Origin of the sequence: Acidovorax sacchari (assembly GCF_042847045.1) — a bacterium.
Classification (GTDB): Bacteria; Pseudomonadota; Gammaproteobacteria; order Burkholderiales; family Burkholderiaceae_C; genus Paracidovorax; species Paracidovorax sacchari.
In genome coordinates, this window is the sequence record NZ_AP035783.1 from 1,302,649 (window position 1) to 1,323,456 (window position 20,808).

Sequence of the window (20,808 nt, forward strand, 5' to 3'; positions counted from 1 at the left end):
GCCATGGTGCGGAACGCGGTGCCTGCAGCGGGGGCGGGAGCCGGGCCGCCGGAGCGGCCGCGGGCTCAGGTATTCAGCCGGTCCAGCAGGCTGTACCACGCCACGCCCGCCGCCACGTAGAACCGCTGCAGTCCGTGCAGGGGGATGGGCTGGATGGGCGTGACGGGGTAGGGACAGCGCTCCGGCGCGCCGCCACCCACCAGGGCCGCCACCTCCCGCCCCATGCTCGTGGCGAGTGCCACGCCGCGGCCGTTGTAGCCGAGCGCCAGGGTGACGCCGGGCGCGGGCTGGTGCAGGTGGGGCATGAAGTCGCGTGTGACCGCGATGCGGCCGGCCCAGCGGTACGCATACTCCAGCCGGCCCAGGTCCGGGAACATGAGCGCCGTGGCCCGCTCCAGGTGCGCGAAATCCGCCGCACCCGCGGGGTCCGTGAAGTGGCCGCGCCCGCCCATCAGCAGCCGGCCCTGCGCATCCTTGCGGAAATACAGCAGCAGCCGCTGCGAGGTGGAGCCGGTCTCTCCGCCCGGCAGGATCGCATCGCCGCGCGCCCCGAGCGGCTGCGTGGCAACGATGAAGCTGTTGGCCGCCAGCACCGTCCGGGCGAGGCCCGGCCACAGGCCGTCGGTATAACCGTTGGTGGCCAGCACGACCTGGCCGGCCTCCACGCCGTGGCCCGCGGCCGTGGTGGCCACCCAGCGCGCGCCCTGGCGCTCGAGCTTCGCCACCGGCGAGCCGCCGTGCAACTGCACGCCCAGGGCCTGCGACGCGCGCGCCAGCCCGCGCGCATAGGCCAGCGGCTGCACGGCCCCCGCGCGCCCGTCCCACCAGCCGCCCGCGAAGGCCGGGCTGCCGATGCGCGCGGCCGCCTGGGCGCGGTCCAGCATCGCGGTGCGCACGCCGTGGCGCTCCCATTGCCGGGCGCGCGCGTGCATGCCCGCCACCGCCTGGTCGGTGTAGCCCACCTGCAGCCAGCCCGCGCGCACCGGCGCGCAATCGATGCCGTGGCGCGCGATGAGCTCGAACACCAGGTCCGCCGATCCGGACACGGCCTGGATCAGAGGCTCCGCGCGGGCGGCGCCGTAGATGCGCACCAGCTCGTCCGGGTCGTGCTTGAGGCTGGGGTTGACCTGCCCGCCGTTGCGGCCCGAGGCGCCCCAGCCGATGCCGTGCGCATCCAGCACGCACACGCGCGCGCCGATGGCGGCCAGGTGCAGCGCGGTCGAGAGGCCCGTGTAGCCCGCGCCCACCACCAGCACGTCCGCCGTCTGCCGGCCCTGCAGCGGGGGGGCATCGGGCGCGGGCGGCGCGGTGGCGGCCCAGAGCGAATCCGCACCGGGATGCGTGCCGACGGGGCGCACCGAAGCGCCGCCGCTCATGCCGCGCTCCCGCCGGGCGCATGCAGCACCCGGCGCAGGAAGTCCTGCGTGCGCGCATGCCTGGGCGCGCCCAGCACCTGTGCCGCAGGGCCTTCTTCCACGATGGTGCCGCCGTGCAGGAAGCACACGCGGTCGGCCACCTCGCGCGCGAACCCCATCTCGTGCGTCACCACCACCATCGTCATGCCTTCATCCGCCAGCGTGCGCATCACGCCGAGCACGTCGCCCACCAGTTCCGGATCCAGCGCGGAGGTCGGCTCGTCGAACAGCATGGCCTCCGGCTTGAGCGCCAGGGCCCGTGCGATCGCCACGCGCTGCTGCTGCCCGCCCGAGAGTTGCGCGGGGTAGTGCCCGCCCTTGTCGGCCAGGCCCACTTTCTCCAGCAGCGCCAGCGCCTCGGAGCGCGCCTGGGTGGCGGGCACGCCCAGCACATGCACGGGGCCTTCCATCACGTTCTCCAGCGCGGTGCGGTGGGGAAAGAGGTTGAAGCGCTGGAACACCATGCCCATGCGGCGGCGCAGCAGGTGGATGCCGGCGCCGCGCTGGTCCACGCGCTCGCCGAAGGCGCGCACCTCGCCGCCCTGGTAGGACTCCAGTCCGTTGATGCAGCGCAGCACGGTGGATTTTCCCGAGCCCGAGGGCCCGATGAGGCAGACCACCTCGCCGCGCGCCACGCGCAGGCTCACGCCCTGCAGCACGCGGTGCGCGCCGTAGGATTTCTGCAGGCCTTCGATCTCGATCATCGGCGGCTCCCCGCGCCCAGCCGGCGCTCCAGGCGCCGCAGGCAGGCCACCAGGGGCAGGCTCATCGCAAGGTAGAGCAGCGCCACCAGGGTATAGACGGTCATGTTCTGGAAGGTGGACGAGGCGATGAGCTGGCCCGCGCGCGTCATCTCGGCCACCGTGATGGTGGAGACCAGCGACGAGTCCTTCAGCATCATCACCAGCGTATTGCCGTAGGGCGGCAGCGCGATGCGGAAGGCCTGCGGCAGGATCACCCGCCGCATCAGCAGGGCGGGGCGCATGCCCATGGCCAGCGCCGCCTCGCGCTGGCCCGGGTCCACCGCCTCGATGCCGGCGCGGAAGTTCTCCGCCTGGTAGGCGGAATACGCGATGCCCAGCCCGATCACGCCGGCCTGGAACGCCGTGAGCTGCACGCCGAAATCCGGCAGCACGAAGTAGATGTAGAACAGCTGCACGATGATCGGCAGCCCGCGGATCACGTTGATGAGCGTGTATGCCGTGAACGACACCGCCCGCACCGGCGAGAGCTTGCCGAGCGCGAGCACCAGCCCGATCGCGCTGCTCAGCAGGAAGGCGAGCACGGTGACCTGCACCGTGACCACCGCGCCCTGCAGCAGGATGGGCAGGAAGTCGCGCGCATGCTGGAGAAAATGGGACATGGGGCTCAGATACCCCACTTCTTCGTGATCTGGGAGAGCGTACCGTCGGCCTTGACGGCTGCGATCGCCTTGTTCAGGCGCTGCAGCGTCTCGGCATCGCCCTTGCGCACCACCAGGCACACGTCGCCCACGTTCGACGGCTTGTAGCCTTCGGCCAGCTTCACGCCCTGGAAGGTGTTCTGGCGGATCTGGTAGGCCAGGATGGGCTGGTCCGCCAGGCCCGCCTTGATGCGGCCCAGGGCCAGGTCGCGCGTCAGGTCGGCCACCGAGTCGTAGCTGCGCACTTCCTTGAAGATGCCTTTCTTCTGCAGCATGTCGAGGAACACGGTGCCCACCTGCGCGCCCACCACCTCGCCCTTGAGGTCGTCCAGCGAGGCGTAGGCGCGGGCGTCGTCGGCCTTGACGATCAGGCCCTCGCCGTAGGAATACACCGGATCGCTGAAGTCCACCACCTGCTGGCGCGCGGGCGTCTTCAGCATGGCGGCCGAGACGATGTCGATCTTGCCCGCGGTGAGCGAGGGAATCAGCGCCGAGAACACGGTCTGCTGCACGTTCACGGTGAAGCCGCCGGCTTTCGCCACCGCCTGCACGGTGTCCACCATCATGCCCTGGATGGTGTTGGTCTTGATGTCGAGGAACGTGAAGGGAATGCCGGTGGCGGTCGCGCCGACGTTGTAGCTCGCGGGCGCGGCACCCTGTGCGCAGGCGGCCGTGACGGCGGCAGCGGCCAGCAGGCCGGACGTGAGGTGGCGGAGGCGGCGGATGAGGGGACGCATGCAGGGGCTCCTTGAACGAAAGGCGGGATGGACCACGGATGTGCGCCGTGCACGCCATTGGGGCGTGCCGGTCCGCACGTCGCGGTGAAGTGCAAGATCGGTGCCATCATCGATTCATGATGGGCGATTTGAAATTGGTAAAAACTACTAGTCGCCAAAAGCAAATCGATATGCGATTTTTCAAGGCGGCGAGGCTATACTGGCCACCATGGTTTCCACCCCTTCCGAAGATGACGTCAGCCGCCTGTTCAACCAGTCCCTGGAGAAAGGGCTGGACGTGCTGTGCGCCTTCGGTGCCCAGCGCCGGGGCATGACCTTCGCCGAGGTCGCCGAGGCGGCGGGCATCAACCGCAGTTCTGCGCAGCGCATGGTCTATACGCTCGAGCAGCTGGGCTACGTGCGCAAGCATCCGCAGACGCGGCGCTACGAACTCACGCCGCGCGTGCTGCGCATCGGGTTCAACTACCTGGCCGGCAACCCGCTCATCGACCTGGCCAATCCGTTTCTGTCCGAACTCACCAACGTCACCACGGAAACCTCCTGCCTCACCGAGGCCGATGGCGCGGAGATGGTCTATGTGGCGCGCTTCGTCAGCGCCCAGTTCGTTCCGGTGCACATGCCCATCGGCAGCCGCATACCCATGTACTGCACCGCTTCGGGGCGGGCCTTCCTGGGCGCATTGCCGGACGCCGAGGCGCTGGCGCTCATCCGGCAGGGCGAGCGCGTGGCGCACACCCGCCACACGCTGACCGACGAATCCGCCATCCTGGAGCAGCTCCAGCTCGCCCGGCAGCGCGGCTACGCGGTCAACCGCGAAGAGCTGTTCCTGGGCGACATGACCCTGGCGGCACCGGTCGTCGGCGGGCGCGGCCGGCCCGTGGCGGCGGTGCACGTCGTGGCACCCACCAGCCGCTGGACGCCCGAGGAGGCCGAGAGGCGCCTCGCGCCCGCCCTGATCGCCTGCGCGCGGTCGCTGAGCAATTCCGTGCGCGCGCTGGCCTGACAATTCATTCCAACGATGATCGAACACCACCACTGGCACCCTGTCGCCCTGGCCGAGGAGGTCGGCGCCGCACCCCTGGCGGCGCGGCTGCTGGACCAGCCCCTCGTCCTGTGGCGCGACGCCGCGGGCCTGCCGCACGCCTTCCCCGACCGCTGTCCCCACCGCGGTGCGCGCCTCTCGCTCGGCCGCGTGCAGGACGGCCGGCTGGAGTGTCCCTACCACGGCTGGCAGTTCGAGGGCGGTGGCCACTGCGTCCATGTGCCCGCGCTGCCGCAGTTCCAGCCGCCGGCCGGGCACCGCGTGGAATGCTTCGGCGTGCGGGAGGCCCACGGCCTGGTGTGGGTGCGGCTCGCCCCGGGCGATGCGGCCCTGCCGGCGTTCGCCGCGGAAGACGACGCCCGCCTGCGCAAGCTCAACTGCGGGCCCTACGACGTGGCGGCCAGCGCGCCGCGCATCGTCGAGAACTTCCTCGATATGTCCCACTTCGGCTTCGTGCACGAGGGCTGGCTGGGCGCGCGCGATGCCGCGGCCATCGACGACTACCGGGTGGAGCCGACGCCGACCGGCCTGCTGGCCACCGGTTGCAAGGCCTGGCAGCCCCAGTCCAACCTGCATTCCACCACGGCGGCGCAGGTCGAATACACCTACGAAGTGACCGGCCCGTACGCGGCCGTGCTGACCAAACTGCCGGAACCCGGCACCACCGCGGTGGAGGGCTGGCGCGAGTCCATCGCGCTCTACATCTGCCCGCTCACCCAGGAATCGAGCCGCGTGTGGTTCCGTCTGGCGGTCGCGGACTTCGATTCGCCGGACAGCAAGCTGCGCGATTTCCAGCACACCATCTTCACGCAGGACCAGCCGGTGCTCGAATCCCAGGAGCCCAGGCGCCTGCCCCTGGACCTGCGGGCGGAACTGCACACCGCCGCGGACAAGGCTTCTTCCGCCTACCGCCGCTACCTGCGCGGCTGCGGCGTCACCTTCGGCGTCTGCTGAAGGGCCCGCGGCCGGGCAGGGCACACGCGGGAGGGCTGGACACATCCGCGTGCGGCTGCACAATGGACCCTGTGCCGGCCCGATGCGTCCGCTCCGGCCCGCCTGCCCATTGCATGCCCATGACAGACCATTCCCTCGACGCAACATCCCGCGCGCTGATCGATGCCTGTTCGGACGCTTCGCTCGCGCTGCTCGAACGCAACCTCACGCCCCACGGCATCCTGGCCGCGAGCCGCACCGCGGCGGCGGTGGCGCGGCGCTACACGCGCATCTTCGGGCGCGATGCGGCCATGTGCGTCATGGCGATGTGCGGCAGCGGCGTGCCGGCCCTGGAAGAGGGCGCCGTGGCCAGCCTCGACGCCCTGGCCTCGCAGCAGGCCCCCAACGGGCAGATTCCCAAATACGTGGACCCGGAAGGGCGCGATGCGGACTTCTGGTACCTGGGCTGCATCGACGCCACGCTCTGGTGGCTGATCGCGGTGGACCACGTGCGCCGCCACGGCGCCGTGGGCGCAGGCCGCTGGGCGGATGGCGTCGAGCGGGCCATCGGCTGGCTGCTCGCGCAGGAGCACCAGCACTTCCGGCTGCTGCAGCAGAACGAGGCCAGCGACTGGGCGGACATCATGCCGCGCTCGGGGTACGTGCTCTACACCAACGCCCTGTGGTTCGACGTCAAGCGCCGCTTCTCGCTCTGCCAGGCGGACGACACGCACCACCACTTCAACCATCTCTTCAACCCGTTCCAGCGCGACCTGCCCGGGTACCATCGCGCCCGGCTGCTGCAGCACTACGCCCGCCGCGGCCGCCGCGACCCGGGTCTGTTCCTGAGTTTCGTGAACCTGGCGGTGGTGGGCGACGAGGGCGATGTGTTCGGCAACCTGCTGGCCATCCAGTCCGGCCTCGCCGACGAGGCGATGGCGCACAGCATCGTCAACACCATCGAGGCCGCCCATGCGGGCAACTCCCTGCCCGTGCGCGTGGTGCTGCATCCGCTGTCCCACGAGCACGACCTGTGGCGGGCCTACATGGGACGTCACCGCCAGAACCTCATGCACCAGTACCACAACGGCGGCATCTGGCCCTTCGTCGGCGGCTTCTGGGTGATGGCGCTGGCCCGCCTGGGCCTGCGCCGCGCCGGATGGTCCGAGTTGGCGAAGCTGGCCCATGCCAATGCGCTCGACGACTGGCGCTTCACCGAGTGGTTCCACGGCCGCACGCTGGCGCCCATGGGCATGGCTGGCCAGAGCTGGAACGCGGCCACCTTCCTGCTGGCCCGGCGCGCGCTGCAGGGGCTCGACTCCGCCTGGTAGCGGACGTGTGCCCGTGCCGCCGCGCGCCGGGCCGGGGCCTTATGCTGTGCGCTGCGCGCGCCTTAATGCCGTCCTTTTCCCGAGGCCTTCCATGACCGACTCCCGTACCGACGCCCCGCCGTCCGCCGATGCCATCGCACCGGAGCGCCTGCCCGACCTGCTGCGCGCCATGCCGAAGGCCGAACTCCACATGCACATCGAGGGCTCGCTCGAGCCCGAACTGATCTTCGCGCTGGCCGAGCGCAACGGCGTGGCGCTGCCCTATGCCGACGTGGAGTCGCTGCGCAGCGCCTACGCGTTCACCAACCTGCAGAGCTTCCTGGACATCTACTACGCCGGAGCGAGCGTGCTGCTGCACGAGCAGGATTTCTACGACATGGCCTGGGCCTACCTGCAGCGCGCGGCCGCCGACCACATCGTGCACACCGAGATGTTCTTCGATCCGCAGACGCATACCGCGCGCGGCGTCGGCATCGGCGTGGTCATCGAAGGCCTGCACCGTGCCTGCGAGGACGCCAGGCAGCAACTGGGCGTGAGCGCTTCGCTGATCCTGTGCTTCCTGCGCCACCTGAGCGAAGAAGACGCCTTCGAGACGCTGGAGCAGGCGCTGCCCTACCGTGACCGCTTCATCGGCGTGGGCCTGGATTCGAGCGAGGTGGGCCACCCGCCCGAGAAGTTCGCCCGCGTGTTCGCGCGCTGCGGCCAGCTGGGCCTGCACCGCGTCGCGCACGCGGGCGAGGAGGGGCCACCGGCCTATATCTGGAGCGCGCTCGACGTGCTGCGGGCCGAGCGCATCGACCACGGCGTGCAGGCCGTGCACGACCCGGCCCTGATGCGCCGCCTGGCCGCCGAACGGGTGGCGCTCACCGTCTGTCCGCTGTCCAACGAGAAGCTGTGCGTCTTTCCCGACCTGGCGGACCACAACATCCAGGTCCTGCTGGACGCGGGCCTGGCGGCCACGGTGAACTCGGACGATCCCGCCTATTTCGGAGGCTACCTGAACACGAATTTCGTGCGCCTGTTCGAGGCCGTTCCCACGCTCACGGCGGCGCATGCCTACCAGCTCGCGTCCAACAGCTTCGAGGCGAGCTTCGTTCCGGACGCGGACAAGCGTGCCTGGCAGCGTGCGCTGCGGGCCTGCTTCGACCGCTTCGCCACGCCGCAGTGAGGCCTAGCCCGCGGGTCGTTGCGGATCGACGGCCTGCTGCCCGTGGCGTGAGAATCACGCGGCGCACAACCCGGCGCCGGTCCGGGCCCGCGCCGCACACTGCATGTCCACCACCAACCAGCTGCATCTCTGGGATGACCGCTTCTTCTACATCACGGAAGCGATCCAGTCCGGCCTCACCGCCCGGGCTTCCGCCACCCTGCTGGCATCCGCCACCGGCCGCCCCTTCGTCCTCGTCGCGCTCGATGGCACGGTACTGCGCTGCACGGCCGCCCTGGTGGCGCCGCATGTGCCCCGCCAGCTCGACGCCGATGGCTGCGGCCTGCTTTCGCTGAACGTCGATCCGGCGTCCGGAACGTTCCGAAGGCTGGCCGCGCGCCTGGCCGGCCGGGGCATCCTGCCGCTGGATGCGGCCGACTTCGGTGCGCTGCGCGAGGACTTCGAAGGCGCGCTGCATGGCGAGCTGGACAGCCCGGCCCTGCGCCGCCTCAGCGGCGGCATGCTGGACGCGGCCTGCGGCTGTGCCTTGAAGCGCCCCCGCGTCGGCGACCGGGCGTGCCTGGATCCGCGCGTCGAGCGCGTGCTGCAGCGGATGCGCGATGCCGGCAGCCATGGCACGGCGGTCCCGCTGTGCGACCTGGCGGCCGTGGCCTGCCTGTCGCCCGGCCGGCTCACGCACCTCTTCCATGAACAGACCGGCCTGTCGATCAAGCGCTACCTGCTGTGGTCCAAGATCCGCCGCACCGTGCAGATGATGGCCTCGGGCATGCCGCTCACCGGCATTGCGCTCGCGGGGGGCTTCACCGACGGCGCGCACATGAGCCGCACCTTCCAGCGCTGCTTCGGCCTGACGCCGTCCTTCCTGGCGGACGCGGGCCGCGTGGACGTGTTCGTGGACGACTGCGCGCACACGGCCTGGCGCGGCGCGCAGGCCGGCTGATGCATTCCCCGGTGGGGGACGTAGCCGCTGCGTACAAGCGCCCGGCGGCAATTTTTCCTATGCTCTGGCGGCCCCGGCCATTCCGGCCGACAAGAGGGCCCACAAGGAGACACGCAACCATGCGCACTACATTCCGTGGCGGCCTCAGGCCGCTTTCCCTTTGCCTCGTCGCGACCCTCGCCGCCTGCGGCGGCGGACGCGGCGACGGCGACCTGGCCCCCTACAGCGCGGAGATCCGCCGCACCGCCATGGGCGTGCCGCACATCAGGGCATCCACCTGGGGCGGGGCGGGCTTCGGCTACGGCTACGCGCAGGCGCAGGACAACCTCTGCACCCTGGCCGATGCCTTCGTCACCTACCGCGGCGAGCGCTCCCGCTACTTCGGCGGGTCCGCGCAGGTCATCTACAACAGCACGCTGGGCCGGCCGCTCAACATCGACTCGGACTTCTTCCACCGCCACGTCATCTCTGCCGACGTGGTGGAGAAGATGATGGCGGCCCAGCCGGAGAAGCTGCGCCAGATGGTCGAGGGCTTCGCCGCCGGCTACAACCGCTACTTGGCCGATCTGCAGGCCGACAGCAACGCCCACGCGGCCTGCCGCAACGAGGCCTGGGTGCAGCCCGTCACCGTGCAGGACCTGTGGCGGCGCATGTACGCCGCCAACCTGGCGGGCGGCTACAGCAACTTCGCGGCAGCCATCGCCAACGCCACCGCGCCGGCCGCCTCCCGTTCGGACGCCGCCGCTGCCGCGCCGCAGCGCAAGGAGGGCGCCACCGCGGTCGCAACCCTCGATGCTTCCCGCGTCCGGACCCCGGACCTGCAGGTCGGCGGCACGGCGGGCATCGGCAGCAACATGTACGGCTTCGGCACGGCAGGAACGGGCGAAGGCAGCCCGCTGCTCTTCGGCAACCCGCACTGGTACTGGAAGGGGCCCGACCGCTTCTACCAGGCGCAGCTCACCATCGGCAACGAGCTGAACGTGAGCGGCGTCTCGTTCCTGGGCATCCCGGTGGTGCTGATCGGCTTCAACGACAACGTGGCCTGGAGCCACACCGTCTCCAGCGCGCGCCGCTTCGGCTTCTTCCAGCTCACGCTGTCCGCGGGCGATCCCACCAGCTACCTGCGCGACGGCGCCCCCGTGAAGATGGCGGCCACCACCATCACGGTGCAGAACCGCACGGCATCGGGCATGGTGGACGTGACGCGCACGCTCTACAAGACCGACATGGGGCCGCTGGTGAACCTGTCCACGCTCAATCCGGCCCTGGCCTGGAACCAGACCACCGCCTTCGTCATCCGCGACATCAACGGCGAGAACTACCGCACCTTCCGCAACTGGATGCGCTGGAACCAGGCCCGCTCGCTCGACGAGTTCATCGCCATCCAGCGCGAGGAGTCCGCCATTCCCTGGGTCAACACCGTGGCCGTGGGGCGCGGCAGCGCCCGGGCCTGGTATGCCGACATGGGCGCGGTGCCCAACGTGTCCGCGGGCCAGCTGGCCTCGTGCACCACGGCCTATGGCAAGGCCGTCGCCGCGGCGCTGCCGGGCGTTCCGTTCTTCGACGGCTCCCGCAGCGCATGCGACTGGCAGTCCGATCCGGATTCCGTGCAGAAGGGCGCCATCGGGCCTTCCCGCATGCCCAACCTCCAGCGCGACGACTACGTCGGCAACATGAACGACAGCTACTGGCTCGCCAACGCCAATGCGCCGCTCACCGGCTACGCGCCCATCTTCGGCGCCACCGGCGCCGCGCAGAGCCTGCGCACGCGCCTGGGCCACACCATGGCGCTGCAGCGCCTGGCCGGCACCGACGGCTACGGCGGCCGCCAGGCCACCAGCGCCATCGTGCGCCAGATGGTGCTGAGCAGCCGCGTCTTCAGTGCCGAGCGCTTCAAGGACCAGGCGCTCGCCCTGGTCTGCACCTCGCCGCAGATCACGGTCGGCGGTTCCTCCGTGGACGTGGCCTCCGCATGCGCGGCGCTGCGTGCCTGGGACAACACCGGCAATGGCGATGCGCACGGTTCGCACGTATGGGATGAGTTCTGGAGCCGCGTGCAGGTGCCCGCCGCCCAGCTCTACACCACGCCGTTCGACCCGGCCGATCCGCTGAACACGCCGCGCGACCTGAATCCCGCGGCCGCCGGCGCGTTGCAGCAGGCCTTCGGCGCCGCCGTGGCCAAGGTGAAGCAGAGCGGCTTCGCGGTGGATGCGCCGCGCGGCGAGGTGCTGTTCTCGGTGCGCGGCGGCCGGAAGATGCCGCTGTACGGCGGGTGCGCCGGCATCGGCTACTTCACCATCGCCTGCTCCGAAAACCCCATCGACCAGGGCGGGTATTCCATGGATGGCCAGCCGCACGGCAACAGCTACCTGCAGGTGGTCACCTTCCCCGCGGGCGGGGTGCAGGCCCATACGCTGCTCACCCATTCCCTCTCGGACGATCCGGGCTCTGCGCACCAGGGCGACTACACCCAGGCGTATTCCGCGAAGCAGTGGGTGCGCGTGCCCTTCACGGAAGCCGAGATCGCCGCGGATGCGAATTTGCGCACCCAGACCGTGCGGCCGTAGTTCCCCGGGGCCGCGGGCTGGCGCACAATCTCGGCACCCCGGCCGGTGTGCCGCAGCGGCCCTCGCAGCCGCCGCGGCATGCCCGCGCCCGATCCCCGGGCGCATGCCGACCTTGATTGTTGGATTGGAAGCTTCCACCGTGTCCACCCCGCGCATTCCCCTCCTGGCCCTCAACACCCTGTCGCCGCAGCACCAGGCGCAGATCGCCGCCGCCTACGACCTGCACTACGCGCCCACCCCCAACGACCGCACGCAGGCGATCGCCACGCAGGGCGGCCGCTTCCGCGCCGTGCTGACCATCGGCTCCATCGGACTCACGGCCCAGGAAATCGAGTCCATGCCCGCGCTCGAACTCATCTGCGCCCTGGGCGCCGGCTACGAGAACATCGCGCTCGACGCAGCCAGGGCGCGCGGCATCGCGGTGGCCAACGGTGCCGGCACCAACGACGACTGCGTGGCCGACCATGCCTTCGGCCTGCTCATCTCCATCGTGCGCGGCCTGCGCCCGCTGGACCGGCTCTGCCGCGAGGGCGTCTGGCGCGACGCCATCGGGCTGCCGCCGAACGTGTCCGGCAAGCGCCTGGGCATCTTCGGGCTGGGCACCATCGGCCAGAAGATCGCGCGCCGCGCGTCCGGCTTCGACATGCAGATCGGCTACCACAACCGCAACCCGCGGGAAGGCGTGCCGCACCAGTACTTCTCCAGCCTGCGCGAACTCGCCGAATGGTGCGACGTCCTGGTGTGCGCCACGCCCGGCGGCCCGTCCACGCGCCACGCGGTGAATGCCGAGATCCTCGACGCCATCGGCCCGCTGGGCTACCTCGTGAACATCGCGCGCGGCAGCGTGGTCGATACCGAGGCGCTGGCCGACGCGCTGCGCGATCACCGCATCGCCGGCGCCGGCCTGGACGTGTACGAGAGCGAACCGCATCCGCCCGAGGCCCTGATCGGGCTCGACAACATCGTGCTCACGCCGCACGTGGCCGGCTGGTCGCCCGAGGCCGTGCAGGCCAGCGTGGACCGGTTCATGGCCAATGCGGAAGGGCATTTCGCCGGGCGCGGCGTGGTGTCGCCGGTCTGATCAGAAAGGCCCGTGCGGGCCCGCGGAAGGCGGGCCGCGGGTAAAATCCCGCCCCTCTCTTGCGCAGAGGCGGACAAAGGCTGCTGTCCCGGCAGCCTTTTTCTTTTTCCAGTCCCGGGACCATGTAGAGGACCACCATGTACAAAAACCTCGCTGCCGTGTTCGCGGCCGCCTGTCTTTTCCTGTCTGCCACCGCCGGGGCGCAGCAGCCCGCCAACCCCGCCGCACCGGCCGACACCGCTCCCGTGAAGGCCGGCTTCGTGTACGTGTCGCCCATCACCGAGGCTGGCTGGACGCGCCAGCACGAGGAAGGCCGCCGCGCCGTGGACAAGGCCCTGGGACCGCAGGTGCGCACCACCTACGTCGAGAACGTCGCCGAGGGCGCGGACGCCGAGCGCGTGATCCGCGACCTCGCCGCCACCGGCCACCAGATCATCTTCACGCCCAGCTTCGGCTACATGGAGCCCACGCTGCGCGTGGCGCGCGACTTCCCCGAGGTGACGTTCGAATCCATCACCGGCTACAAGACCGCGCCCAACGTGGCCACGGCCAATGCGCGCTACTACGAAGGCCGGTACCTCGCGGGCGTGGCGGCGGGCCGCATGACGCGCTCGCACGTCGCGGGCTTCGTGGCCGGCTTCCCGATTCCCGAGGTGCTGCAGGGCATCAACGCCTTCACGCTCGGCATGCGCTCCGTCGATCCGAAGGCCACGGTGAAGGTCGTCTGGCTCAATGTCTGGTTCGATCCGCCCAGGGAGCGTGACGCGGCGATGGCCCTGTTCAACGAAGGCGTGGACGTGGTTGCGTTCCATACCGGCTCCACCGCGGTGATGGCCGCGGCCCAGGAGCGCGGGCGCCTGGCCATCGGCTACCACTCGGACATGCGGGGCATCGGCCCGGACGCCCAGATCCTGGCCGTCACACACCAGTGGGGCGCCTACTACACCGAGCGCGTGCGCGCCGTCCGCGAAGGCCGCTGGAAGAGCGGCAACCTCTGGGGCGGCGTGCGCGAGGGCATGGTGCGCGTGGAGGGCTTCGGCAGCCGCGTGCCGCCTGCCGTGCGCAAGGAAGTGCTCGCACGCCAGGACGATATCGCCCGTGGGCGCCTGCATCCCTTCTCGGCCGGCGCCATGCCCGTGCGGGACAACACCGGGCGCGAGGTGATCGCCGCCGGCCGCACGCTGGACGACGGGCAGATCCTGCGCATGGACTGGCTTGCCGAGGGCGTGCAGCGCTAGGGCCTGTTGACGCCCACCGGTTTCCGCTTTCCGTTCGTTCGTCCACCCATCCATCTGCCTGACCACGCGCGCCGACGGGCCGCCATGTCATCATTCCCGCATGCCCACGCCGACCCCGCCCCTGACCCCTGACGCCGCCACCCATGGCCTGCGCGCCGCACTCCTGCGCTTCGATGCCGAAGGCCGGCCGCTCTACGATGAAGATGGACTGCTTGCCATCGGTCCCGGCGCGGACGGCGTGCAGCGCGTGGTCGCCGCGGGCGACTGGCGCACGCTCTCGCAGCGCTTTCCCGGGCTGCCGGTCACGCACTACCCCGACCGCATCATCGCGCCCGGTTTCGTGGACATGCACGTGCATTTCCCGCAGACCGACGTCATCGGCTCGCCCGCGGAAGGGCTGCTGCCCTGGTTGGAAAACTACACCTTCCCGCACGAATCGCGTTTCGCCGACGCCGGCTACGCCCGGGGCGTGGCCACCGTCTTCATCGACGAGCTGCTGCGCAACGGGGTCACCACCTCCCTCACCTTCGCCACCTCCCACCCCGCGTCGGTGGATGCGCTGATGGAAGAGGCTTCCACGCGCGGCATGCGCCTCATTGCCGGCAAGGTGCTGCAGGACCGGAACTCCCCCGACGGCGTGCGCGACGAAACCACCCGCTCGCTCGCCGACACCGAAGACCTCATCCGCCGCTGGCACGGCCATGGCCGGCTGGGCTACGCGATCACGCCGCGCTTCGCTCCCAGCTGCAGCGAGGCGCAGCTGCGTGGCGCCGGGGAACTGGCGGCCCGGTATCCCGACGTATGGATCCAGTCGCACGTGGCCGAGAACCGCGACGAGATCCGCTGGGCGCTCGAACTCTTTCCCCAGGCCCGCAGCTACCTCGCCGTGTACGACGGCTTCGGCCTGATGCGCGAGCGGGCCGTCTATGCCCACTGCATCCATTTCGACGACGAGGATCGCGCCCTGATGCGCGATACCCGCACCGCCGCGGCCGTCAGCCCCACCAGCAACCTGTTCCTCGGCAGCGGCTTCTTCGACTACGAGGGCGCCGACCGCGTGGGCTTCCGCTACGGCCTCGCGAGCGACGTGGGCGGCGGCACCAGCTTCAGCCCGTTCCACACCATGCTCGCGGCCTACTACGTGGGGCGGGAGGGGCAGACCAAGCCCGGCCTCTCGCTGCCGCCCGGCCACCTCTGGTGGCAGCACACGGCCGGCGCGGCGCGCGCGCTGGGGCTGGAAGGCGTGATCGGCAACCTGCAGCCGGGCTGCGAGGCGGACTTCGTCGTGCTGAACCCCGCCGCCACCCCGCTGCTCGCGCGCAAGACGGCCCAGGCTGCCAGCCTGGACGAACTGCTGTTCGCGATGATCGTGCTGGGCGACGACCGGCTCGTCGAGCGCACCGTGATCGCGGCGGCCCGATGAGCCTGTGGAGCCCGTCCCGCGGATTCGCACAGCTATGAAAAGAGTAGTATCGCGTCCGCGCGCCGCCTTTCGACTGGCGCGCACGAGGAGAGAGAACCCATGAGCATCAAGAGCGACAAATGGATCCGCCGCATGGCCGAACAGCACGGCATGATCGAGCCGTTCGAGCCCGGCCAGATCCGCGAAAGCGACGGCCGCAAGATCATCAGCTACGGCACCAGCAGCTACGGCTACGACATCCGCTGCGCGCCCGAATTCAAGGTGTTCACCAACATCCACAGCACCGTGGTGGACCCCAAGCATTTCGACGAGAAGAGCTTCGTCGATTTCCATGGCGACAGCTGCATCATTCCCCCCAACAGCTTCGCCCTGGCGCGCACCGTGGAGTACTTCCGCATCCCGCGCAACGTGCTCACCATCTGCCTGGGCAAGAGCACCTATGCCCGCTGCGGCATCATCGTGAACGTCACGCCCTTCGAGCCCGAATGGGAGGGCTACGTGACCCTCGAATTCAGCAACACCACGCCGCTGCCTGCGCGCATCTACGCCGGGGAGGGCTGCGCCCAGGTGCTGTTCTTCGAAAGCGACGAGGTTTGCGAGGTGAGCTACCGCGACCGCGGGGGCAAGTACCAGGGGCAGGTCGGGGTCACGCTGCCCAAGGCCTGACCAGCGCGCGGCAGGGGCGCGACAGGGGCGCGACTGGCGTGTGTCCTACAGGCGGGCGGCCTGTTTCTCCGATGCGCGGGCAGGGGCGGGGCTCTAGCATTTGCATCAAGGTATGCCGTTGCATGTCGTGATGGTTGTCACAAAGCACCGGCAAACTGACACATACGTTCTTTTGCCAAGGACCTCGCCATGCTTGCCTCCTTCCCGCTCCCTTCCGCCCGGGCAGGCGCGCCCGCCGACTACCACCCCGATGGATCCCACCCCTGCGGCCCGCGCTACTGGCCCGCGCAGACGCTCGACGCATTCCTGCTGCAGATGGCGGCCCGGGGCCATTGCATCAGCGCCGCGATGATGCTCGGCGACCGCCGCTACGCCCTGGAACAGATCTCCCGTGCGCGCCAGTTGCCGGGGGACACCCTGCAGGCACTGGTGCAGGAGCTGTCCGCTTACTTCGAAGACGCCCAGCCGGCCGCTGCCGGCCTGCACTGGTCCCACCGCTGAAGCGTCCGCCGCCGCCGAGGAATCCCCATGGACCACTTTCACGCAGAAGCGCCCATCGCGGCCGCCCGGAGCGAAGAAGACCGCCGCTCCGTCATCCATCCGGGCCTCCTGGCCGCTGGCGCCACGGTCATCGTGCTGCAGATCGCGGCCATGGCCTGGGTGCTGGAGGACCACGTACGGCACGCCGAACAGCAACAGCACACCTGGGTGGCCCGGGGGCTGCAGGCCCCGGCCGGCAGATCCGCCCAGGCACCCGGGCAGGCGCTGCAGGCCGACGCCGGCTGGCCGGCCGGTACCAGCTTCGCCGCCCGCTGAACCTCTTCCGTCGGGCGTACCATCCGCACTGGCATGAATATTTCGGGGTACGCACGATGAGATGGGAAGGCAATCGCGAATCGGACAACGTCGAGGACCGCCGTGACGAAGGCGACGGCGGAGGAAGAGGGGGCGGCTTTCCGGTGTTCGGGGGGCGCAGCATCGGTATCGGCACCATCGTCATCGCGCTGATCGGCGGATGGGTGTTCGGCATCAATCCCCTGACCATCCTCGGCCTGCTGAGCGGCGGTGGCGGGCCGCCCGCCCACGTGCAGACCCAGCAGCCCCCGGCCCACCGGCCGCCGGCGGACGACACCATGGCCCGGTTCGTCTCCACGGTGCTCGCCGACACCGAAGACGTCTGGGCAGATGTCTTCCGCCAGAATGGTTCCACCTACCAGAACCCGCGGCTCGTGCTTTTCCGCGGTGCCACGCCCACCGCCTGCGGGCGAGGCGAATCGGCCATGGGCCCGTTCTACTGCCCGGCGGACCGCAAGGTCTATATCGACCTGGGCTTCTATGAAACGCTGAAGAACCGTCTCGGTGCCCCGGGCGACTTCGCGCAGGCCTACGTGATCGCGCACGAGGTGGGCCACCACGTGCAGAACCTCCTGGGCATCAGCGCCCGGGTGGACCAGATGCGCGGCCGGGTGAGCCAGGTGGAATACAACCACCTGTCCGTGCGCCTGGAACTGCAGGCCGACTGCTTCGCGGGCGTTTGGGCCCACCACGCACAGAATGCGCGGCACATCCTGGAGCAGGGCGACGTCGAGGAAGCCATGAACGCCGCGGCGAAGATCGGCGACGACGCGCTGCAGCGCGCCGCGGGCCGCGCGGTGGTTCCGGACAGCTTCACCCACGGAACCAGCGCCCAGCGCCAACGGTGGTTCCAGACCGGGCTGCAGGGCGGAAGCATCAAGGCCTGCGACACCTTCTCTGCCAGGAGCCTTTGAAGCAAAAGGTTTGCTGCTATCGAAGATGCAGCAAAAATAGCCACCCCGTCGGCCACGAGGACGTTCCCGTGGCCTCCGGGAAGGGCTGGTGCGACAATACCGGCCGCACATGACAAGTTCTTTCTCCAATTTATCGCTGGCCGAGCCGCTGGCGCGCGCCGTGGCCGAGATGGGCTACACGTCGATGACCCCCATCCAGGCCGAGGCCATTCCCGTGGTGCTCACCGGCCAGGATGTGATGGGCGCCGCGCAGACCGGCACCGGCAAGACGGCGGCGTTCTCGCTGCCGCTGCTGCAGCGCCTGCTCAAGCACGAGAACAGCTCCACCTCCCCGGCGCGCCATCCCGTGCGCGCCCTGGTGCTGCTGCCCACGCGCGAACTGGCAGACCAGGTCGCCCAGCAGATCGCCCTCTACGCCAAGTACACCAAGCTGCGCAGCACCGTGGTCTTCGGCGGCATGGACATGAAACCCCAGACGCTGGAGCTCAAGAAGGGCGTGGAAGTCCTCGTGGCCACTCCGGGCCGCCTGCTGGACCACATCGAGGCCAAGAACGCGGTACTGAACCAGGTCGAGTACGTGGTGCTCGACGAGGCCGACCGCATGCTGGACATCGGTTTCCTGCCCGACCTGCAGCGCATCCTGAGCTATCTGCCGAAGACGCGCACCACGCTGCTGTTCTCGGCCACGTTCTCTCCGGAAATCAAGCGCCTGGCGGGCAGCTACCTGCAGAACCCGGTCACCATCGAGGTCGCCCGCCCCAACGAGACCGCCTCCACGGTCGAACAGCGCTTCTACAGCGTGAACGACGACGACAAGCGCCGCGCCATCCACCACGTGCTGCGCACGCGCGGGGTCAAGCAGGCCTTCGTCTTCGTCAACAGCAAGCTGGGCTGCGCGCGCCTGTCGCGTACCCTGGAGCGCGAAGGCCTGAAGGCCGCTGCGCTGCACGGCGACAAGAGCCAGGACGAGCGCCTGAAGGCACTGGACGCCTTCAAGCGCGGCGAGGTGGACCTGCTGGTGTGCACCGACGTCGCGGCCCGCGGCCTCGACATCAAGGACGTGCCCGCGGTGTTCAATTTCGACGTGCCGTTCAACGCCGAAGACTACGTGCACCGCATCGGCCGCACGGGCCGCGCGGGCGCCTCCGGCCTCGCCGTCACGCTGGTGTCGAGCAGCGATGCCCGGCTGGTGGCTGACATCGAGAAGCTCACGAAGAAGAAGATCGATCTCGAGGCCCTGGAAGTGGAAGAGGACCGCCCGCGCGGCCGCTTCAACGACGGCCGCCGCGCCTGGCGCGACGACGAGTCCGGCGGCGATGCGCGTGGACGGCGGGAAAGCCGTGGCGAAAGCCGCGACTCCCGGCCGCAGGGCGGCTACCGCACGCCCGCCGCCGCGCGCGATCCCTTCTTCGACAAGCCGTACGAGGCCCCGGCCGCCAACGGGGCGCCCAGCTGGGAGGCCGCTTCCCGGCAGCAGCCCGCGCGCAGCGGCATTTCCGCCAACATCAAGCCCAAGCGCAAGGTCGCCGCGCTCTTCAAGGCCGCCATGCCGGCCGTGGAAACCCCGTCCGGCCAGTGACCGGCGGCACGTCCGGGCCTCCGGCAGGCCCGGATCTCAGCCCGGTGCCTGCGCCTGCTCGCAGCGCACGCTGATGTGCTCGCGCTCCGCCAGCGTGGCGCCGAAACGTACGGCGCTGAGGCAGCCTCCCCAGACACAGCCCGTATCCAGCGCCAGCAGGTCGGGCCGGTTCATCCAGCCGAGCGTGGACCAATGGCCGAATGCCACCAGCGTGCCGCGCGTGCGCCTGCCGGGCGCATCGAACCAGGGGACAAGGCCCTCCGGCGCGGCATCCGCCGTCTCGCTGCTGTCGAAATCCATGCGGCCGTCGGGCGTGCAGAAACGCAGCCGCGTCAGCGCATTCACGATGGCCCGCCAGCGGTCCATGCCGCAAAGCCCGTCGCTCCATCGGTCCGGCGTATTGCCGTACATGGCGTGCAGGAATTCCGGCAGTGCGTCCCCCTGCAGTTGCGCCTGCACTTCGGCGGCGTGCTCCAGCGCTGCGTCGGCCGTCCAGGAGGGCAGCACGCCTGCATGCACCATCAGCATCCGTTCGCCCGCCAGCCGGTGTTCGCGCGCCAGCGGCTGCCGCCTCAGCCAGTCCAGCAGCGCATCCCGGTCGGAGGCCTGCAGCACCCCGGCGAGGGTGTCGCGCCGCGACGGCTTTCGCGCTCCGTGGGCGGCGGCCAGCAAATGCAGGTCATGGTTTCCCAGCAGGCTGCGCAGGCTGTCGCCGGCCCGCGCGCAGCGCCGCAGCACGTCCAGCGATTGCGGGCCCCGGTTCACGAGGTCTCCCAGCAAATAAACCGTATCGCGACTGGGGGAAAAATCCACCGTGTCGAACAGGCGCTGCAGCGCTGCGTCGCAGCCTTGAATATCGCCAATGCAGTAGAGAGCCATGGGGGCTGCCGGCACGCGGCGGGTTATGGAAGAGCGCTATTGTGATTCGGCTGCAAAGCCCTGGCGGGCTGCCGGGCCCTGCCGGAGGGCGGGATTCGAGGAGTTTCCGCTTTCAAAGTTCCCCGGGGAACGTCCCCTCCAGGCTGGGCTTTATGAATCTCCGTAAAGCCTGCACGTAATCGAAAATAGTTTCTATAATGCGGTCCTTGTTATCCACTCCACACGCATGACCGACATGAACACCAGCTACAAGGAACTGCTGAAGCAGCGCGAACAACTCGAGCAGCAAATCAACGAGGCACGCCGCCGTGAGTTGTCGGATGCGATCGCCCAGGTGCGTTCGCTCGTGTCCGAGTATGGCCTCAAGGCGGAAGACGTATTCCCGTCCGGCCGCGCCCGCAGCGCCAGTGCCGGTACGAAGGTGGCTCCGAAATACCGCAATCCCGCCACCGGCCAGACCTGGACGGGCCGCGGCAAGGCGCCCAAGTGGATTCAGAACGAAAATCGCGAACAGTTCGCCATTTGATGGCGCGATCCGGCTGGCACTTTTGCCCTGCCCTTTGGGCCAGCCGGCCTTTCCTGTAGAGCTGACTCAACCCGCCTTTCGGCGGGTTTTTTATTGCCCGGGCCTGGTTTGT

General features: G+C 69.7%; 20 protein-coding genes. 15 read left to right on the forward strand and 5 right to left on the reverse strand.

The features are described 5' to 3' along the window. Positions 1 to 65: 65 nt before the first annotated feature. Genes ACGHC0_RS05835 through ACGHC0_RS05850 form a run of 4 tightly spaced genes read right to left on the reverse strand, consistent with a single transcriptional unit; the run spans position 66 to position 3,554 of the window. Positions 66 to 1,376: an NAD(P)/FAD-dependent oxidoreductase gene (locus ACGHC0_RS05835; protein ID WP_415267668.1), complete on the reverse strand. Its 1,311-nt coding sequence runs from the start codon at positions 1,374 to 1,376 to the stop codon at positions 66 to 68. Continuing rightward, on the reverse strand, positions 1,373 to 2,119 hold the full coding sequence (locus ACGHC0_RS05840) for an amino acid ABC transporter ATP-binding protein (RefSeq protein ID WP_415267669.1): 747 nt from the start codon (positions 2,117 to 2,119) through the stop codon (positions 1,373 to 1,375). The genes ACGHC0_RS05835 and ACGHC0_RS05840 overlap by 4 nt, the downstream gene beginning before the upstream one ends. Further along, on the reverse strand, positions 2,116 to 2,778 hold the full coding sequence (locus ACGHC0_RS05845) for an amino acid ABC transporter permease (protein WP_415267670.1): 663 nt from the start codon (positions 2,776 to 2,778) through the stop codon (positions 2,116 to 2,118). The genes ACGHC0_RS05840 and ACGHC0_RS05845 overlap by 4 nt, the downstream gene beginning before the upstream one ends. A 5-nt stretch (positions 2,779 to 2,783) precedes the next feature. Beyond that, positions 2,784 to 3,554, reverse strand: a complete 771-nt coding sequence (locus ACGHC0_RS05850; protein WP_415267671.1) for an ABC transporter substrate-binding protein — start codon at positions 3,552 to 3,554, stop codon at positions 2,784 to 2,786. 208 nt (positions 3,555 to 3,762) lie between these two features. On the opposite strand from ACGHC0_RS05850, the gene ACGHC0_RS05855 reads away from it, so the two are divergent. From ACGHC0_RS05855 to ACGHC0_RS05920, 14 genes are all read left to right on the forward strand, one after another. Beyond that, the gene (locus ACGHC0_RS05855) at positions 3,763 to 4,557 is read left to right on the forward strand and encodes an IclR family transcriptional regulator (RefSeq protein WP_415267672.1); all 795 of its coding nucleotides are present in this window, start codon (positions 3,763 to 3,765) and stop codon (positions 4,555 to 4,557) included. A 15-nt stretch (positions 4,558 to 4,572) separates the two neighbouring features. Then, positions 4,573 to 5,550 carry a Rieske 2Fe-2S domain-containing protein gene (locus ACGHC0_RS05860; RefSeq protein ID WP_368354405.1) on the forward strand — a complete coding sequence of 326 codons (978 nt, stop codon included), beginning with the start codon at positions 4,573 to 4,575 and terminating at the stop codon, positions 5,548 to 5,550. Positions 5,551 to 5,669: 119 nt separating this feature from the next. Beyond that, positions 5,670 to 6,860: an amylo-alpha-1,6-glucosidase gene (locus ACGHC0_RS05865; RefSeq protein ID WP_368354406.1), complete on the forward strand. Its 1,191-nt coding sequence runs from the start codon at positions 5,670 to 5,672 to the stop codon at positions 6,858 to 6,860. Between the two features lie 91 nt (positions 6,861 to 6,951). Beyond that, positions 6,952 to 8,028 carry an adenosine deaminase gene (locus tag ACGHC0_RS05870; protein WP_415267673.1) on the forward strand — a complete coding sequence of 359 codons (1,077 nt, stop codon included), beginning with the start codon at positions 6,952 to 6,954 and terminating at the stop codon, positions 8,026 to 8,028. 103 nt (positions 8,029 to 8,131) lie between these two features. Next, positions 8,132 to 8,968, forward strand: a complete 837-nt coding sequence (locus ACGHC0_RS05875) for a helix-turn-helix domain-containing protein (RefSeq protein ID WP_415267674.1) — start codon at positions 8,132 to 8,134, stop codon at positions 8,966 to 8,968. Between the two features lie 119 nt (positions 8,969 to 9,087). Next, positions 9,088 to 11,535 carry a penicillin acylase family protein gene (locus ACGHC0_RS05880; RefSeq protein WP_415267675.1) on the forward strand — a complete coding sequence of 816 codons (2,448 nt, stop codon included), beginning with the start codon at positions 9,088 to 9,090 and terminating at the stop codon, positions 11,533 to 11,535. 103 nt (positions 11,536 to 11,638) lie between these two features. Further along, complete coding sequence (locus ACGHC0_RS05885; protein WP_415267676.1) at positions 11,639 to 12,616, forward strand: 2-hydroxyacid dehydrogenase; 978 nt, start codon at positions 11,639 to 11,641, stop codon at positions 12,614 to 12,616. A 137-nt stretch (positions 12,617 to 12,753) separates the two neighbouring features. After that, complete coding sequence (locus ACGHC0_RS05890) at positions 12,754 to 13,854, forward strand: BMP family ABC transporter substrate-binding protein (RefSeq protein WP_415267677.1); 1,101 nt, start codon at positions 12,754 to 12,756, stop codon at positions 13,852 to 13,854. A 100-nt stretch (positions 13,855 to 13,954) separates the two neighbouring features. Further along, entirely contained in the window at positions 13,955 to 15,277 is a 1,323-nt protein-coding gene (guaD, locus tag ACGHC0_RS05895) for a guanine deaminase (RefSeq protein WP_415267678.1), read from the forward strand. 99 nt (positions 15,278 to 15,376) lie between these two features. Further along, the gene (gene dcd / locus ACGHC0_RS05900; protein WP_013593615.1) at positions 15,377 to 15,943 is read left to right on the forward strand and encodes a dCTP deaminase; all 567 of its coding nucleotides are present in this window, start codon (positions 15,377 to 15,379) and stop codon (positions 15,941 to 15,943) included. A 189-nt stretch (positions 15,944 to 16,132) separates the two neighbouring features. Next, positions 16,133 to 16,444 (forward strand): hypothetical protein, encoded by a 312-nt coding sequence (locus ACGHC0_RS05905; protein ID WP_368354413.1) that lies wholly within the window; start codon positions 16,133 to 16,135, stop codon positions 16,442 to 16,444. Between the two features lie 27 nt (positions 16,445 to 16,471). After that, positions 16,472 to 16,759 (forward strand): hypothetical protein, encoded by a 288-nt coding sequence (locus tag ACGHC0_RS05910; RefSeq protein ID WP_415267679.1) that lies wholly within the window; start codon positions 16,472 to 16,474, stop codon positions 16,757 to 16,759. Between the two features lie 56 nt (positions 16,760 to 16,815). Next, positions 16,816 to 17,712, forward strand: coding sequence for a neutral zinc metallopeptidase (locus ACGHC0_RS05915; RefSeq protein WP_415267680.1), 897 nt, complete (start codon positions 16,816 to 16,818; stop codon positions 17,710 to 17,712). A gap of 109 nt (positions 17,713 to 17,821) precedes the next feature. After that, a complete protein-coding gene (locus ACGHC0_RS05920; RefSeq protein WP_415267681.1) occupies positions 17,822 to 19,291 on the forward strand; it encodes a DEAD/DEAH box helicase in 1,470 nt (489 codons plus the stop codon). Positions 19,292 to 19,327: 36 nt separating this feature from the next. Here ACGHC0_RS05920 and ACGHC0_RS05925 read toward each other — a convergent pair whose 3' ends face one another. Beyond that, complete coding sequence (locus ACGHC0_RS05925) at positions 19,328 to 20,170, reverse strand: symmetrical bis(5'-nucleosyl)-tetraphosphatase (RefSeq protein WP_368354416.1); 843 nt, start codon at positions 20,168 to 20,170, stop codon at positions 19,328 to 19,330. Between the two features lie 226 nt (positions 20,171 to 20,396). Between ACGHC0_RS05925 and ACGHC0_RS05930 the strand changes: the two genes are divergently transcribed. Next, positions 20,397 to 20,696 carry an H-NS family nucleoid-associated regulatory protein gene (locus ACGHC0_RS05930; RefSeq protein ID WP_013593621.1) on the forward strand — a complete coding sequence of 100 codons (300 nt, stop codon included), beginning with the start codon at positions 20,397 to 20,399 and terminating at the stop codon, positions 20,694 to 20,696. Positions 20,697 to 20,808: the final 112 nt, after the last annotated feature.

Coding starts and splice junctions, on each gene's coding strand:
- ACGHC0_RS05930 (WP_013593621.1), top strand. CDS start 20,397: ATGACCGACATGAACACCAGCTACAAGGAACTGCTGAAGCAGCGCGAA.
- ACGHC0_RS05845 (WP_415267670.1), bottom strand. CDS start 2,778: ATGTCCCATTTTCTCCAGCATGCGCGCGACTTCCTGCCCATCCTGCTG.
- ACGHC0_RS05850 (WP_415267671.1), bottom strand. CDS start 3,554: ATGCGTCCCCTCATCCGCCGCCTCCGCCACCTCACGTCCGGCCTGCTG.
- ACGHC0_RS05835 (WP_415267668.1), bottom strand. CDS start 1,376: ATGAGCGGCGGCGCTTCGGTGCGCCCCGTCGGCACGCATCCCGGTGCG.
- ACGHC0_RS05905 (WP_368354413.1), top strand. CDS start 16,133: ATGCTTGCCTCCTTCCCGCTCCCTTCCGCCCGGGCAGGCGCGCCCGCC.
- ACGHC0_RS05875 (WP_415267674.1), top strand. CDS start 8,132: ATGTCCACCACCAACCAGCTGCATCTCTGGGATGACCGCTTCTTCTAC.
- ACGHC0_RS05910 (WP_415267679.1), top strand. CDS start 16,472: ATGGACCACTTTCACGCAGAAGCGCCCATCGCGGCCGCCCGGAGCGAA.
- ACGHC0_RS05920 (WP_415267681.1), top strand. CDS start 17,822: ATGACAAGTTCTTTCTCCAATTTATCGCTGGCCGAGCCGCTGGCGCGC.
- ACGHC0_RS05855 (WP_415267672.1), top strand. CDS start 3,763: ATGGTTTCCACCCCTTCCGAAGATGACGTCAGCCGCCTGTTCAACCAG.
- ACGHC0_RS05885 (WP_415267676.1), top strand. CDS start 11,639: ATGCCGACCTTGATTGTTGGATTGGAAGCTTCCACCGTGTCCACCCCG.
- ACGHC0_RS05860 (WP_368354405.1), top strand. CDS start 4,573: ATGATCGAACACCACCACTGGCACCCTGTCGCCCTGGCCGAGGAGGTC.
- ACGHC0_RS05870 (WP_415267673.1), top strand. CDS start 6,952: ATGACCGACTCCCGTACCGACGCCCCGCCGTCCGCCGATGCCATCGCA.
- ACGHC0_RS05890 (WP_415267677.1), top strand. CDS start 12,754: ATGTACAAAAACCTCGCTGCCGTGTTCGCGGCCGCCTGTCTTTTCCTG.
- ACGHC0_RS05840 (WP_415267669.1), bottom strand. CDS start 2,119: ATGATCGAGATCGAAGGCCTGCAGAAATCCTACGGCGCGCACCGCGTG.
- ACGHC0_RS05865 (WP_368354406.1), top strand. CDS start 5,670: ATGACAGACCATTCCCTCGACGCAACATCCCGCGCGCTGATCGATGCC.
- ACGHC0_RS05915 (WP_415267680.1), top strand. CDS start 16,816: ATGAGATGGGAAGGCAATCGCGAATCGGACAACGTCGAGGACCGCCGT.
- dcd (WP_013593615.1), top strand. CDS start 15,377: ATGAGCATCAAGAGCGACAAATGGATCCGCCGCATGGCCGAACAGCAC.
- guaD (WP_415267678.1), top strand. CDS start 13,955: ATGCCCACGCCGACCCCGCCCCTGACCCCTGACGCCGCCACCCATGGC.
- ACGHC0_RS05880 (WP_415267675.1), top strand. CDS start 9,088: ATGCGCACTACATTCCGTGGCGGCCTCAGGCCGCTTTCCCTTTGCCTC.
- ACGHC0_RS05925 (WP_368354416.1), bottom strand. CDS start 20,170: ATGGCTCTCTACTGCATTGGCGATATTCAAGGCTGCGACGCAGCGCTG.